Below are 13,836 nucleotides of genomic sequence, written 5' to 3' on the forward strand. Positions count from 1 at the left end.
CGCTCAGATCTATCGCAATCCGACCTAATTGGGACAGATCACTCGTCGCGCGGGCCGAACTCGACGCAGCAGTAGCCGGAGTGGGGGGCGAGCTCGGCCCGGACGCTGGACGCCCCGAGGCCGTCCACCATGCCCGCCAGGAAGGCGTGGTTGACCCTGCACACCAGCCCGGGATCGTCCTCGGCGAGCGGGTGGAACGGGCAGTTGCGCAGCCGCAGCCGCGTCGGCCCCTCCCGGTCGGGCTCGAACCCGTGCCGCTCCAGCACCTCGGCCGCGCAGGTCAGCGCCCGCTCGGTGCCGAGCCGCCCGCCCCTGGCGGGCCGGCCGGCCTCGCCGAGCGCCCGGCCGCGCTCCTCGGCGGCCCGCAGCGCCGCATCCCGCGCGCTCTCCCCGGGCCGCTGCCCGCGCACGGCGTCCAGCAGGATGCTCGCGAGCAGCGCGTGCTCGCGCTGCGGGATGCTGACCCGCACGTCGACGCCGGACGGCTCGTACACCTTCGGCGCCCGGCCCACCCGCCGGACGCCGGACGGGTTGGCGTAGCGGGCGCTCAGCAGCCCGGCGTCGACCAGCTTGTCGAGGTGGAACGCGGCCAGCTTGCGGGAGATGCCGACGCTCGCCGCCGCCTCGTCCCGGGTCACCGGCGCCTTCGCCGCGCGGATGAAGGCGTACATGCGGCGCCGCAGGTCGTCGCTGAGGATCGCGGCGGCCGCCAGCCCGGCGGAGTCGGAAGTCACCCCACCACCCTAACCCGCGATCACGGTAACACCCAAAAATCTCGACGAAACCGGATGAGACTCCCCTCGGACTCGCCCCTATTGACGGATCACTGCTATAACACCAATACTCGTTGGTGAAACAGGAGGTCGTCATGGACGATCCGCAGCAGCAGGCGAAACGCCCGGTGAGCGCGCTCGCCGGGAGCTACGGCCATCCCCTGCACCCGATCTTCGTGACGGTGCCGATCGGGGCGTGGGTGGCCAGCCTCGTGTTCGACGTCGCGTCGCACGTGGCCGGCGACCCGGGCTTCCTGGCCGAGGGCTCGCTGTGGCTCATCGGCCTCGGCGTCGCGGGGGCGCTCGCCGCCGCCGCGACCGGGTTCCTCGACCTGCTCGCCGTCCCGCCCGGGACGCGGGTCTTCCGCACCGCGCTCGTCCACATGTCCCTGAACCTGGCCGTGACGGCCGCCTACGCGGCCGCCTTCGGCTGGCGCCTGGACGACACCGGCGGCCCGGTGGCCCCGGGCCGCATCGCGCTGTCCGTCGCGGCCCTGGCCGCCCTCACCGCGTCCGGATTCCTGGGCGGGAAGCTCGCCTACCGCTACGGCGTCCGCGTAGCCGACGAGAAGACGCAGGCCGAGGGCTTCACCCGGACCGGGACCGCACCCCGTCACACCGCCGACCAAGGAGAGAACGCATGACCATCGCCGCACTCGTCACCTGGCTCATCACCGCCGCGGGCGGCTTCTACATGCTCGGCACCTGGATCACCCGGGGCGGTGCGCGCGGCGGGACGTCCCGCCTGCCCGTCCCGGTCGTGTTCGGCCACTTCGCGCTCGCCGCAGCCGGCCTGGTGGTCTGGATCATCTACCTGCTCGCCGACGCGCAGGCCCTCGCCTGGACGGCCCTCGTCCTCCTCGTGCCCGTCGCCCTGCTCGGCTTCGTGATGTTCTTCCGCTGGCTGGCCGTGACCCGCGCCCCGGCCGTCCGCACCGCCGGCGGCGCCCCCGGCTCCGCGCAGGCCGCCGAGGCCCCGGAGCGCGCGTTCCCCGTCCCCGTCGTCCTCGGCCACGGCCTCTTCGCGGTGGCGACCCTGCTCCTCGTCATCCTCGCCGCCCTCCAGGCGTAGCGGGGCGGAGCGGCAAGCGCCACGGAGACGAAATACAGCAGGCACCTCTGGCCATGAGGTGCCTGCTGTGGGTCGGGCGGTCGGGCGAACCGGACCTCGCGGTCCGGGTCAAGGCTTCGTCCGATGCCCGGGTTCTTCTGTTCTCAAGGCGGGGTCAGGTTCCGGCGACCACTTCCTTCTCTGGCTCGGGGACGGGTGGGGCGGGCCGAAGGCGGCGCGGGGTCATGCCAAGGGCGGCGATCGCAGCGATCACCATGAACCCGGCGACCATCAGCCAGGCGTTGACGTAGGAGGCGTGCACCTCGGGCCAGCCGCGCGGGGTGCCGAGGGCGGCGACGGCGAGGCTGACGCCGAGGACGGTGCCGATCTGCCGGCTCATGTTCACCACGGCGCTGCCGGTGGCGTAGCGGTGGGACGGCAGCTCGACCGCGGCGGCCGACAGGATGGTGGGGAGGGCGAGGCCGACGCCCGTCCCGCCGATGAGCCAGCCCGGCAGCAGCTGGGACGCGTACGCCGGCGCCGGGCCGAGGCTCATCGCGATCATGGCGACGCCGAACGCGCACAGCATGCACCCGACGGCGGTGATCAGACCGACGGGGACCCGGGCCGTGGCGAGCCGTCCGGCGATGAGCGCCATGATGGGCACCATCAGGGGGCCGGGCGCGACGGCGAGCCCGGTCCTGATGGGCGAGTAGTGCCAGACCTGCTGCATCCACAGCACGCCGAGCAGCAGGTTGGCGGCGAACGCGACGGTGAACAGCAGCACCGCGGCGTTCGACCAGAAGAAGGTGCGGACGGCGAGCAGCGCGGGCTCGATGACCGGCGCGGGGTGCCGCAGGGAGCGCAGCCAGAACCAGGTCAGCCCGAGCAGCGCGGCGCCGATCACGACGGTGGTGCGCTCGCCCGGCCAGTCGTTGATCTTCACCAGGCCGAGGGCGAGCAGGGCGACCGCGCCGGTCAGCACGGCGGTGCCGGGCAGGTCGGGGACGCGGGCGGTGGCGCCCTCGCGGGAGTCGGGGACGAGCCGCAGCGCGAGCACCACCGCGGCGATCCCGATGGGGACGTTCACCTCGAACACCCAGCGCCAGGAGACGTCGACGAGGACGCCGCCGATCGCGGGGCCGGCCGCGGCGGCGATCGCCGAGGACGCGGACCAGATCCGCACCGCGCCGCCGCGCCGCGCGGCCGGCATCGCCGACAGCAGCAGCCCGAGGCTGGTGGGGATGAGGGCGGCGGCACCGGCGGCCTGCAGGACGCGGAAGCCGACGAGCCACCACAGGTCCGGGGCGGCGGCGCACGCCTGGGAGGCGAGCGTGAAGACGGTGAGGCCGAGGACGAGCCCGGCCTTGCGCCCGTACCGGTCGGCGAGCCGGCCGAGCGGGACGAGCAGGGCGGCGAACACGATCGCGTAGGCGTTGAGCACCCAGGAGAGGTCGGCGATCGGCGTGCCGGCGAAGTCGCGGCCGATGTCGTCGAAGGCCACGTTGACGATGAACAGGTCCAGGCCCGCCATGAAGGAGGCGACGGAGAGCACCGCGAGGACGGGGCCGGTGCGTACCTGACTTTGTTTCACCATAGTCAGGGACGCTAGCGCCCGGCCTGACTTTGGTCAAGCGAAGTCAGCAGGTTTATAGTGGTCGCGTGACAATCGCACTTGAGGGGCACTTCGCCGACCGCGACGCCTGGTCGATGCAGAACTGCCCGGTCGCCCGCACCCTGGCCGCGCTCGGCCCGCCCTCGGCGGTGCTGGTGCTCAGCGAGGCGTTCTTCGGCACCAATCGTTTCGGCGACTTCGTGCGCAACCTCGGCATGACCGAGTCCGCCGTCACCGCCCGCCTGCGCCACCTCGTCAAGGCGGGACTGCTCACCCGGGAGCCGTACCAGGAGCCCGGCCAGCGCACGCGCTACGAGTACCACCTGACCAAGATGGGCCTGGACCTCGCACCCACCCTCGTCAGCCTCATGGAGTGGGGCGAGACGTACCTGCCACACGAGGAGGGGCGCCAGGTCATGCTGACCCACGCCCGCTGCGGCGAGCGCGTGACGGCGCAGGTCCGGTGCGCGGACGGCCACGACGTCGCGGTGGACGAGATCATCATGCGCCCGCCGCACCCCGAGGAGCAGCCCGATTAACCGTTGAGCTGCGGCGTGTTGCCCTTATGACCGCGCCGATAAGGGCAACACGCCGCACGTCAACGGGACCCGCCGGCGAGGCGGAGGGCGTGCTCGACCAGCGACACGAGGACCTCCTTCGCCGAACCCGTGCGGCGCGCGTCGCACATCAGCACGGGCACGTGCGGGTCGATGTCCAGGGCCGTCCGGATCTCCGGCGGGTCGTAGCGGTCCGCGTCGTCGAAGCAGTTCACCGCGACGACGAACGGCGTGCCCTTGCGCTCGAAGTAGTCGATCGAGGCGAAGCTCGCCATCAGCCGCCGCGTGTCGGCGAGCACGACCGCGCCGAGCGCGCCGCGCGACAGCTCGTTCCACATGAACCAGAACCGCTCCTGGCCCGGCGTCCCGAACAGGTAGATCGCGACGCCGTCGCGCAGCGTGATGCGCCCGAAGTCCATCGCCACCGTCGTGGTGGTCTTGGCGGCGACGCCGTCGAGGTCGTCGACGCCGATGCTCGCGTCGGTCAGCGCCTCCTCGGTGCGCAGCGGCCGGATCTCGCTGACCGCGCCGACCAGCGTCGTCTTCCCGACGCCGAAGCCGCCGGCGACGAGGATCTTCAGCGCGACGCGGGGGCCGTCCTCCCGGTCGCCGGCGTCGTCGGACGCGGGCGGGGCGTCGTAGCCGGTGGAGAGGGCACGACCCCCCGCGCTCCCCTGGGCTACTCCGTCGGTTCTAGAGCGCGCGGAGTTCATCGAGCACCATCCTGAGCAGGTTCTGGTCGGTATGCGGCTGGATCATGGTCGGCTGCCCGGTCGGCGAGACCGGCGTGGACCACCGCTGGACGTCCACGAGGCCCGACTCGATCAGGTCGCCGGCCAGCACCCGGATCACGCCGAGCGGCAGGTTCAGGTCGGAGGCGAGGTCGGCGAGGGCGTGCGGGCGGCGGCACAGCGCGAGCAGCCGGCGCTGGTGGCGGGACAGCCGCCCCGGCTCGGCCGGCGGCCGCCCGGTCGCGACGAGGATCGCCACGATGTCGAGCGGCTCGCCGGCCGGCCGGGTCCGCCCGCGCGTGACCGCGTAGGGGCGGACGATGGGCCCGGCGGCGGCGTCGAGCCACCGTTCCCTGCCGGGACCCCGGGGAGCACCGGGCACGTCACTGGGGTCCATGGCGGGTCACCTGGGTCCGGGGCCGGCGGCGCTCTGCCTGATCCCGGTGGACAGCTGCCGGCCGACGCGCTTGACCAGCATCGTCATCTCGTAGGCCACGAGGCCCGCGTTGGCGCCGACCTCGCTGAGCAGCGCGAGGCAGCTGTTGGCACCGGCGGGCACGACGAAGAACAGCCCCTTGTCCATCTCGATGAGCGTCTGCCGGATCTCGCCGGACTCCAGCTGCGGCTTCGCGCCGATCGCGAGGCTGTGGAACCCGGCGGCGAGGGCCGCGAGGTACTCGGCGTCCTCGCGGCCGACGCCGCGCGACTTGCCCATCACGAGCCCGTCCCGGGACAGCACGACCACCTTGCGGATCTGCGGGACGCGCTCGACGAGGTCGTCGAGGAGGAAGTTGAGCTCGGCCGCGACTCCCTGCTGGGTCATGATCTTCCCTCCATGCCGTCGGCCGGTCCTTCGTCCTCGTCCCTGCCCCGCAGCCAGCCGGCCTGCAGGGAGGCGAACAGGTCGCGGGACGCCTCCGCCGAGCGCTCCTCCCACGCGGCGATCGCGTCGTCGGGAGGCGCCGCGGGGGGTTCGTCGAACCCGTCCGGGTCGCGCAGCTGGGGCGCGAGGTTCCCGCCGCGCACGCGGCGCGGCAGCGGGGCGCGCCCGCCGTTGCCGGCCCGGGCCTGCGTCTCGCCGAACGAGGCGGGCGCCTCGTACCGGCCCGTCCCCGCGTGGGGGTCGTGGCCGTAGGCGGGGATGCGCGGGCCCGCGGCCTGGAACGGGCGCGTGGCGTCGAACACCGGCGGCGGCCCGGGCGGGGCCTGCGGCGGCGTCTCGGACGGCGAGCCCCCGTACGACGGTGGGGCGCCGTACGACGTCGGGGTCTCGGTTCCGTCGTACGCGTTGAACCCCACCGCCGCGTCGAACTCCGGCCGATCCTCGGTGGACGCCGGCGTCTCGGGCGGCGCGGCCTCGTAGGCGAGCGCCGTGTCGAAGGCGGTGTCGGGCGCCCGGTCGGGCGCGCCGTTCGCGGGCGGCGCGTCCCGCACGGTGTCGTACACCGGCGCGTTCAGCATCGCGGTCGACGACGGCGCCGACGGCGTCGGCCACTGCCGCGTCGAGCCGTTCGCCGCCGCGCGCCCGTTCTGCCCGCCCGGCCCCGCGACCGGGACGTCGCCGTTCGCCGCGGCGTCCTCGTCGTCGGGCTGGTCGACGTCCACGATCAGCTCGCGCGGGATCAGCACGACGGCGCTGACGCCCCCGTACAGGGACGGCTGGAGGGCGACCTTGATGCCGTGCCGCCCGGCGAGCCGGGCGACGACGAACAGGCCGAGCCGGTCGGTGACGGCCAGGTCGAACTCCGGGGGCCGCGACAGCCGCAGGTTCAGCGCGTCCAGCTCGGCCTGGTCGAGGCCGATGCCGCGGTCGATGACGTCGACGGCGAACCCGTTGGCGCCCATCTCGCCGCGCACCAGCACCTCGGTCGGCGCGGGCGAGAACACGGTCGCGTTCTCGATCAGCTCGGCGAGCAGGTGGATGATGTCGGCGACCGCCTCGCCGATCACCGCGGCCTGCCCGGTGACGACGACGACCTCGACGCGGGTGTAGTCCTCGACCTCGGCGACGGCGGCGCGGAGCACGTCCTCGACGTGCACCGGGCGGCTCCAGCCGCGGCCCGGGGACGTCCCGGACAGGATGACGAGGCCCTCGGCGTGCCGGCGCATGCGGGTGGTGAGGTGGTCGAGCCGGAACAGGTCCTCCAGCGCCTTCGGGTCGGACGCGCTGCGCTCCATCTCGTCCAGCATGCGGAGCTGCCGGTGCAGCAGCGACTGGCTGCGCCACGCGACGTTGAGGAACACGCGGCTGATGCCCTGCCGCAGGTACGACTCGCGGACGGCGGTCTCGATCGCGGTGTGCTGCACCTTGGTGAAGGCGTCGCCGACCCGCGCGACCTCCCGGGTCTTCCCGATGACGAGCGGCGGCGCCTCGGCGTCCACGTCCACCTCCTCACCGCGGCGCAGCCGGGCGACGACGCCGGGCAGCCGGTTGTCGGCGAGGTCCAGCGCGGCGCGCTGCAGGCCGCGCAGCTCGCGGGACAGGCTGCGGGCGGCGAGCAGGGACAGCACGATCGACGCGACGACCGCGAGCAGCCCGAACCCGCCGGCGAGGACGAGCCGCATGACGATCCGCTCGCCGATCGGCTTGGCCAGCTCGTTCAGCGCGAGGCTCGCCTCCTGGACCTTCTGGCCCCACGCCTGCGACAGCAGCTGGGTGGTGGCCTGCCAGTCGGCGGCCTCGGCCGGCAGCCGGTCGCCGCGCGCGTTCACGATCGCGTCCTCGGCGGCGCGGTACCGCTTGAACTGCGGGGACGCGGCGAGCTGCGCCAGCGGCCCGCGGATCTGGTCGTTGAGGTCGGCGAGGCCGGCCTCGAACTCGCGCCGGCCCTCCGCCGCCCACTGGACGAACGCGGTGTGCTCGGCCGGGGTGAGCCTCCCCTTGCGCGCCATCGCGGCGGTGACGAGGGAGTCCTCGCGCAGCATGTAGGCGCGGGCGTTGCCGATGCCGATCAGCGCGCGGCCCTGGGTGAGGATCGCGACGTCGTTGACCGTCACCAGGCCGTCGAAGACCTTGATGACCTGGTCGAGCATCGTGCTGTAGGAGTTGATGACGTCCAGCGGGGCGACCTGCCCGGAGTCGACCCGGCCGCGCAGCCGCGGCAGCGTGTCGAGGGCCTTGATCGCCTCGGCGAGGCGCTGCTTCGTCTCGGGCTGCGCCGCGTCCTGCGCGTCGGACGACAGCGCGGTCCCGCGGAAGGACTTCTCGACGGCGCTGACCCGGGCGCGCTGGGCGCCGAGCTTCTGCTTGTCCTTGGCGTCGCCGGAGACGAGCGCGACGACGCTGAGCGAGCGTTCCGCCTGGAGCTGGTTCACCAGGAACAGGCCGGGCATGCCCATCTTCTCGTACGTCGTCGAGAAGTCGTACTTGTCGAACGCGTCGCCGAGCGTGATGTTCGCGGCGAACGCCCACAGGGTGATGAGCGACACCAGCGGGACCAGCAGCAGCGCCGTGATCCGCAGGCGGATGGGGCGCCGCCGCCGGGACTTGCCGCCGGGGGCGCCGTCGCGGGGTGTCTTCGAGGCCATCAGATCACAACCTCATGCCGAGGGCGGGCCGGTATCGCGGCCCGTGTCGTGGGGGGATGCGGGGTGTGTCGTTACCGGGGTCTCAGGGGCGCACCTCGTCCAGCGCGGCGCGGGCGACCAGGCCGCGCAGCCTGCCGGAGATCATGGCGACGGCCTGCGCGTGGCCGCGCGCCGCCTTCTCGCGCGAGGTGTACTGCCCGATGTCGGCGTGCATCGCGTGGTCGGACACGATCGTCTGCCAGAGCAGCGGCCGGCCGTTCGCGGCGATGCCGAGATCGACCACGGTGAACCAGGTCGAGACGACCACGACGACGGCGCCGACGCGGATGACGTCCTGCGCGAGCAGGCGTCCCCGCACGTCCAGCAGCAGCCGCTGGGCCTCCTCGGCCGTGGCGGGCCGTCCGTCCGCCCGGTAGTAGCCGACGGACGGGTGATGAGCGGGCGCGTATTCGGGCATGGCACTTCCATTCGCCGAACCGGGGGTCTGCGAACGGGGTGCTCAGTGCGCCGGGTGCTCGTCCCGCGGCCAGGCGCGCAGCTCGCACCACACCAACTTGCCGGCCGGGGTGTGGTCCGTGCCGTGCCGGTCGGCCATGACCGCGACGAGGAACCAGCCCCGCCCCGTCTCCTCCATGAGGTCGACCCGGCGCGGCCGGGGGACCCCGGCGCCCTGGTCGTGGACCTCGATGCGGAGCCGGACGCCGGCGCGCAGCAGCCGCAGGCACAGCGCGGCGCCGGGCGCCGTCGCGTGCCGGACCGCGTTGGTCACCAGCTCGGACACCAGGACCTCGGCGTCGTCGCGGACGTGCGCGATGCCGGACGCGGCGGTGACGGAGCGGCTGAACCGCCGCGCCCGCGGGACGGACGCCCGCTCGGCGGGCAGCGTCAGCTCGCCCAGCAGCAGCGGGGGCGGTTCGTCGATCACCGGCAGGCCGTGCGGCGCGGTGAGGGCGGTGCCGCCGGCGAGGGCGCCGGCGGGCAGTGCGGCGTTGGGGAGTGGACTGCTAGGGAGTTCGATGGTGTGGTGTTCGCCCGACATGATGAACGCCTCCTTGACTAAGGCGTGTCGCCCGGGTCCAGCCCGGCCGGGGTGCGAGGCTGGGGTGGGCGTGGGGGGTAGGCGCGGATGGCGCCGTCTTCCGGAGGGGCGCGGGCCGCATGATGCCGGTCACGACGGCTCGCCCCCCTCGGCATGGGTGCCCGTCCGGCTGCGCAGCAGCCGGGCGGTGCTGGTGAACCACTCGTAGTTCTCCTGCTCGAAGCGGCGGCCCCGCAGGCAGGTGAGGTACGGGCCGAGCGGAGACCCGGTGCGCAGGAACGTCTCCTCGTCGAGGTCGCCGCGCAGGTGCTTCAGGGTGCGCTCGAAGACCTCGACCTTGGCGGCGGCCGCGACCGCCCTGTCCTCGAGCTGCGCGATCACGGATTCGGCGGAGATGTGGTCCACGGCCTGGACCATCACGAGCAGGTTCTCCCGGATGATGCCGGGTTTGGCCGGGGTGCCGGCGAACCGCTCCAGTTCGTCGATGCCGGCCTGGGTGACCGTGTACACCCGCTTGTTGGGGCGGTCGTGCTGGATGATCTGCCGTCCGCGGATCAGGCCCTCCGTCTCCAACCTCGACAGCTCCGAGTAGAGCTGCTGCGGTACGGCATGCCAGAAGTTGGAGACCGACAAATCGAAGATCTTGGCCAGCTGGTAGCCGCTGTACTCGCCGTCGAGCAGCGCCGCCAGCACCGCGTGACGTAGCGCCATCGGCCTTCTCTCCCCGCCTTGACTCAGGGTTGAGACCGACGTTATCAGACAAAGACATGATTAGTCATGCTTTTGACTAGGATTGGTCAGTGCGAATTTTTCGATCTTCGAATTCGCATGTCAGAGGGGTCATGGGCGCGGTGTTCATACGTGCGCCCGCCTGAGGCCGGAGACGCCCGGTTCGAGATCGTCGGCGAGCGCGGCGATCTCTCCGGTGAGGAACGCCTCGCGGGTGAGCCGGCGCTGCATCTTGCCGCTCGTGGTGCGGCGCACGGTGCCGCGCGCGGCGAGCACGACGCTCACCGCGGGCAGCTCGAACGTCCTCGCCACACGGGCCTTGATGAGGGACGCCAGCTCCTGCAGGGGCGTCCCCGTGGCCGCCCGGGTGCTGATCTCCTGGACGATGACGACGTGCTCGCGGCCGCCGTCCAGGCCCGCGCCCGTCCCGCCGGAACCGGTGTCCGCACCCCCGTCGCCGGTGCCGCCGGCAGTCCCTCCGACATCGGGGTCGATGGCTCCGTCGATGGAGAACGCGGCGCCGACCAGCGCGGCCGGATGGGCCGCCCGCGCCGCCTCCTCGATGTCGTGGGCATGGATATTCCGGCCGTTCACGATGATCAGATCCTTGATCCTTCCGGTGACGAACAGTTCGCCGTCCAGGACGAATCCAAGATCACCGGTGCGCAGATAAGGACCCTCCCCGTTATTGGTGCGGGCCCCGAAAGTCCGCCGGCTTTCTTCAGGGCTGCCCCAATAGCCCCGGGCGACGCTCCCGCCCCGGACCCAGATCTCGCCGACACGCCCTTCCGGGCGCTCGGCGCGCGTCTCCGGGTCGACGATGCGCACCTCCAGGGTGACGGGCCGCCCGCTGCTGACCAGCCGCCTGACGCCACCGCGGCCCCGGCCTCCCGCGGCCCCGCCGGTCAGTGCCCCGCCGGTCAGTGCCCCGCCGGTCAGTGCCCCGCCGTCCGCACCGTTGCGCGGGACGGCCACGTCCTTGGTGAGGGCCTCGGCGTCGAAGTCGCGGATCACCGGCCCGCTGCCGATCGGCGCGCCGGTGACGAGCAGCGTCGTCTCCGCCATCCCGTAGCAGGGCATCCACATCTCGGGCCGGAACCCGACCGGGCCGAACCGCTCCGCGAGCGCCTCCAGCGTCGCCGCCCGGACGGGTTCGGCGCCGTTCTTGACGACGGTCAGCGAGGACAGGTCCAGGCCCTCCAGCTGCCGGTCGGTGACGCGGCGCAGCGCGAGCTCGTACCCGAAGTTCGGGGCGACGGTGATCGTCCCCCGGTACCGGGTGATCAGCTCCAGCCACAGCACGGGCCGCTTGATGAACGTGATGGGCGAGGTGAACACGTACCGGCAGCCGAGGTAGAGCGGTTCGAGGAACTGACCGACCAGGCCCATGTCGTGGTAGTGCGGCACCCAGCCGACGCCGACGGTGTCCGGCGAGCCCTCGATGCGGCGCTTGATCTCCTCGCCGTTGCACAGCAGGTTGCCGTGGCAGACCATCACGCCCTTGGGGTCGCTGGTCGACCCCGACGTGTACTGCAGGAACGCCAGGGTCTCCGGGCGGAACTCCGGGGGCGTCCAGCCGCCGGGGTCGGCGTCCTTGGCCGCCTGGGTGTCCAGGCAGTGGACGCGGTTGCGCAGCCCGGCCGCCCGCAGCCACGCGTCCAGGGTGGCCCGGTGGGCGGTGTCGGTCAGGATCAGCGCGATGTCGGCGTCCTCGATGATGCGGCGGGTGCGGCCGAACCGCCCCGCGTCCAGGTCGGGCAGCGGCGCCGGGACCGCGATCACCCGCGCGTACAGGCAGGCGAAGAACGCCGTGATGAACTCCAGGCCCTCCGGATACAGCAGCAGGACCGCCCGGTCCCGCAGCCCGCGCGCCTCCAGGCGGCAGGCCAGGGCGAGCGCCTTGCGGTCGAGCTCGGCGAACCCGAGCACGTTCTCCTTGTACTTGCGGCCCGGCTCCTCGCTGATGAAGGTGAACGACCGGTCGTCGCCGTGGGTATGGATGTTGTCCCGGATGAGCGACACGAAATCCGTGTACACGGGTATCACTCGTCCTCGGCCAGGGAGAGCAGGGAGAACCAGCGCCGCTCGTCGACGTTGCGGAACATCGCGTCCTCCAGCGAGGGGAGGAACTCCTCCGACAGGGCGGCGTCGGGCTGGGCGCGCTGGAGCAGGCGCTGCAGGCACAGCGCGAGCCATTGGCCGTCGGCGAACGGGCCGCCGAACGCCTGCCGGTTGTGCAGCCACGTCAGCATGCACGAGACCATCGCGTGCAGCTCGCAGTAGCGCTTGGCGCGGGCGAGCGCGGCCACCGAGGAGACGTCGTCCGCGGCGGCCCGGATGCCCTCGTCCACCTTGGCGCGCAGTCCGCCGATGCTGGACATGAGGTCCTTCAGCTCGGCCGCGACGCCGGGCGCGGCGTGCGCGTTCGCGGCCTCCAGCACCTGCTCGGCGATCTGCTCGAACCGCTGCCCGACCTCGTCGCGCCCCTCGTTGGTGAGCTGCAGCAGCCGGCCGTCCGGCTCCCACGCGGGCGGGGTCCGCGTCCAGCAGAACAGGTCGGCGAGCAGCTCGTCCTCGCCGCCGGTCTCCTCGGGCGGGTCGATCAGGTACGGGAGCTGCCCGGCGACGTTGGCCAGGTTCACGTGCGTGGTGCCCTCGAAGATGCTGGCGATGGCGTGGTCGCGCTGCAGCTTCTGGAACACCCCGTGCGCGACGCCCTCGCGCAGGTAGCCGCGCGCCGCGAGGACGGTCCCGATGCTCGCCACGACCTCCTCCCCCAGCACGGGGACGAAGTACTTGGCGATCGACGACCACAGGCTGAGCCGCCCGGGCGCGACCGTCAGGCAGCGCGTCACCGGGATCGCGACGCACTCGGCGATCAGCAGGTCCAGGTGCGCCTTGAGCAGATGGTCGCGGATGACGGGGATCTTGTAGATGTCCGACCCGTACAGGGTCCGCTGCCGCGCGTACTGCATCCCGATCCGCACCACCGCGTCGATCGTCCCGACCGACAGCGCCGCGATCGCGGTCCGGGTGATCTGCAGGGTCTTCAGCGTCTGGACGAGCCCGGAGCCGCGCCGCCCGATCACCCGCTCGGCCGGGACGCGCGCCCCGGAGAACGCCACCCCGGACAGGTCGTGGCCGCGCAGCCCGACCGTCCGCACGGGCGGCAGCGTCGACCAGGCCGCCGGGTCCAGCTCCCGCTTGTCGACCAGGATCAGGGAGAAGTCGCGCGGGCCGGTCCTGGCATAGGTGGTCACGAACCGCCCGCGGGTGGCGTTGCCGACCGGCCACTTCACGCCCGTCAGCACCAGCTCGTCGCCCTGCAGGTCGGCCTCGGACTCCGAGGCCATCACGTCGCTGCCGTGGTCGGCCTCCGACACGCCGAAGCAGGCCAGGTCCCCGCGCAGCACGCCGTCGGCGACCGTCCTGCGCTGCCACGCGTCGCCCCACAGCCACACCGGGTTCACCGCCAGCAGGCCCGACCCGTACATCACCGCCACCGTGACGCTGCGGCGGGAGATGCCGCGCGTCACGAAGAACAGCTCCTCCAGCGTCGTCAGCCGGCCGCCCAGCGGGACCGGGACGAGGTACTTCGGGAAACCCCACGCCCGGACGGCGTCCACCGCGCCCGGCGGAAGCTCGTCGCGCTCCTCGGCCTCCACGATCGCCCTGTAGGAGAACGGCCCGGCCTCGTCGTCCATCGGGTCGCCGAGATACCCGTCCAGATCGGCCGCGATCCGGTGCGCCGGCGACAGTCCCGCGACCGGGCGCCGCGCGCGCGGCGGCCCCGCCGGAGGCTCGCCCGGCGGG

Annotated in this window: 14 protein-coding genes; 3 read left to right on the forward strand and 11 right to left on the reverse strand. The window is 72.9% G+C overall.

The window, feature by feature from the left end; all coding sequences use genetic code 11:
• Positions 1–38: 38 nt before the first annotated feature.
• The gene (locus ABTW95_RS27335) at positions 39–734 is read right to left on the reverse strand and encodes a helix-turn-helix transcriptional regulator (protein ID WP_396454649.1); all 696 of its coding nucleotides are present in this window, start codon (positions 732–734) and stop codon (positions 39–41) included.
• Positions 735–868: 134 nt separating this feature from the next.
• Between ABTW95_RS27335 and ABTW95_RS27340 the strand changes: the two genes are divergently transcribed.
• Together ABTW95_RS27340 and ABTW95_RS27345 are read left to right on the forward strand one after the other, a co-directional pair.
• Complete coding sequence (locus ABTW95_RS27340) at positions 869–1,417, forward strand: DUF2231 domain-containing protein (protein ID WP_500227773.1); 549 nt, start codon at positions 869–871, stop codon at positions 1,415–1,417.
• Entirely contained in the window at positions 1,414–1,845 is a 432-nt protein-coding gene (locus ABTW95_RS27345) for a hypothetical protein (RefSeq protein WP_396454647.1), read from the forward strand. Before ABTW95_RS27340 ends, ABTW95_RS27345 begins: the two co-directional genes overlap by 4 nt.
• A 154-nt stretch (positions 1,846–1,999) precedes the next feature.
• On the opposite strand, the gene ABTW95_RS27350 is transcribed toward ABTW95_RS27345, so the two are convergent.
• Positions 2,000–3,421 (reverse strand): MFS transporter, encoded by a 1,422-nt coding sequence (locus ABTW95_RS27350; RefSeq protein ID WP_500227774.1) that lies wholly within the window; start codon positions 3,419–3,421, stop codon positions 2,000–2,002.
• A gap of 65 nt (positions 3,422–3,486) precedes the next feature.
• Here ABTW95_RS27350 and ABTW95_RS27355 point away from each other — a divergent pair, with 65 nt between their 5' ends.
• On the forward strand, positions 3,487–3,978 hold the full coding sequence (locus tag ABTW95_RS27355) for a winged helix-turn-helix transcriptional regulator (protein WP_396449727.1): 492 nt from the start codon (positions 3,487–3,489) through the stop codon (positions 3,976–3,978).
• Between the two features lie 59 nt (positions 3,979–4,037).
• On the opposite strand, the gene ABTW95_RS27360 is transcribed toward ABTW95_RS27355, so the two are convergent.
• The 9 genes from ABTW95_RS27360 to ABTW95_RS27400 form a co-directional block, all read right to left on the reverse strand.
• Complete coding sequence (locus tag ABTW95_RS27360) at positions 4,038–4,709, reverse strand: GTP-binding protein (RefSeq protein ID WP_396449726.1); 672 nt, start codon at positions 4,707–4,709, stop codon at positions 4,038–4,040.
• Positions 4,690–5,124, reverse strand: a complete 435-nt coding sequence (locus ABTW95_RS27365; protein WP_396449725.1) for a DUF742 domain-containing protein — start codon at positions 5,122–5,124, stop codon at positions 4,690–4,692. Before ABTW95_RS27365 ends, ABTW95_RS27360 begins: the two co-directional genes overlap by 20 nt.
• Positions 5,125–5,130: 6 nt before the next feature.
• The gene (locus tag ABTW95_RS27370; RefSeq protein WP_396449724.1) at positions 5,131–5,550 is read right to left on the reverse strand and encodes a roadblock/LC7 domain-containing protein; all 420 of its coding nucleotides are present in this window, start codon (positions 5,548–5,550) and stop codon (positions 5,131–5,133) included.
• Positions 5,547–8,255, reverse strand: a complete 2,709-nt coding sequence (locus ABTW95_RS27375; protein ID WP_500227775.1) for a sensor histidine kinase — start codon at positions 8,253–8,255, stop codon at positions 5,547–5,549. The genes ABTW95_RS27370 and ABTW95_RS27375 overlap by 4 nt, the downstream gene beginning before the upstream one ends.
• 82 nt (positions 8,256–8,337) lie before the next feature.
• Positions 8,338–8,712: a hypothetical protein gene (locus ABTW95_RS27380; protein ID WP_396449722.1), complete on the reverse strand. Its 375-nt coding sequence runs from the start codon at positions 8,710–8,712 to the stop codon at positions 8,338–8,340.
• 42 nt (positions 8,713–8,754) lie between these two features.
• The gene (locus ABTW95_RS27385) at positions 8,755–9,294 is read right to left on the reverse strand and encodes an ATP-binding protein (RefSeq protein ID WP_500227776.1); all 540 of its coding nucleotides are present in this window, start codon (positions 9,292–9,294) and stop codon (positions 8,755–8,757) included.
• Positions 9,295–9,423: 129 nt separating this feature from the next.
• Positions 9,424–10,005 carry a PadR family transcriptional regulator gene (locus ABTW95_RS27390; RefSeq protein ID WP_500227777.1) on the reverse strand — a complete coding sequence of 194 codons (582 nt, stop codon included), beginning with the start codon at positions 10,003–10,005 and terminating at the stop codon, positions 9,424–9,426.
• Positions 10,006–10,149: 144 nt separating this feature from the next.
• Positions 10,150–12,060 (reverse strand): fatty acyl-AMP ligase, encoded by a 1,911-nt coding sequence (locus tag ABTW95_RS27395; protein ID WP_500227778.1) that lies wholly within the window; start codon positions 12,058–12,060, stop codon positions 10,150–10,152.
• A 5-nt stretch (positions 12,061–12,065) separates the two neighbouring features.
• Positions 12,066–13,836 (reverse strand): acyl-CoA dehydrogenase family protein (locus ABTW95_RS27400; protein ID WP_500227779.1); only part of this gene is annotated, 1,771 nt, incomplete at its 5' end.

Origin of the sequence: Spirillospora sp. NPDC127506 (assembly GCF_040302145.1) — a bacterium.
Lineage (GTDB): Bacteria > Actinomycetota > Actinomycetes > Streptosporangiales > Streptosporangiaceae > Spirillospora.

What these genes read in the sequence shown, in the direction of transcription:
- ABTW95_RS27350 (WP_500227774.1), bottom strand. Translation starts at nt 3,421, where the DNA reads ATGGTGAAACAAAGTCAGGTACGCACCGGCCCCGTCCTCGCGGTGCTC.
- ABTW95_RS27380 (WP_396449722.1), bottom strand. Translation starts at nt 8,712, where the DNA reads ATGCCCGAATACGCGCCCGCTCATCACCCGTCCGTCGGCTACTACCGG.
- ABTW95_RS27340 (WP_500227773.1), top strand. Translation starts at nt 869, where the DNA reads ATGGACGATCCGCAGCAGCAGGCGAAACGCCCGGTGAGCGCGCTCGCC.
- ABTW95_RS27370 (WP_396449724.1), bottom strand. Translation starts at nt 5,550, where the DNA reads ATGACCCAGCAGGGAGTCGCGGCCGAGCTCAACTTCCTCCTCGACGAC.
- ABTW95_RS27385 (WP_500227776.1), bottom strand. Translation starts at nt 9,294, where the DNA reads ATGTCGGGCGAACACCACACCATCGAACTCCCTAGCAGTCCACTCCCC.
- ABTW95_RS27345 (WP_396454647.1), top strand. Translation starts at nt 1,414, where the DNA reads ATGACCATCGCCGCACTCGTCACCTGGCTCATCACCGCCGCGGGCGGC.
- ABTW95_RS27365 (WP_396449725.1), bottom strand. Translation starts at nt 5,124, where the DNA reads ATGGACCCCAGTGACGTGCCCGGTGCTCCCCGGGGTCCCGGCAGGGAA.
- ABTW95_RS27360 (WP_396449726.1), bottom strand. Translation starts at nt 4,709, where the DNA reads ATGAACTCCGCGCGCTCTAGAACCGACGGAGTAGCCCAGGGGAGCGCG.
- ABTW95_RS27390 (WP_500227777.1), bottom strand. Translation starts at nt 10,005, where the DNA reads ATGGCGCTACGTCACGCGGTGCTGGCGGCGCTGCTCGACGGCGAGTAC.
- ABTW95_RS27375 (WP_500227775.1), bottom strand. Translation starts at nt 8,255, where the DNA reads ATGGCCTCGAAGACACCCCGCGACGGCGCCCCCGGCGGCAAGTCCCGG.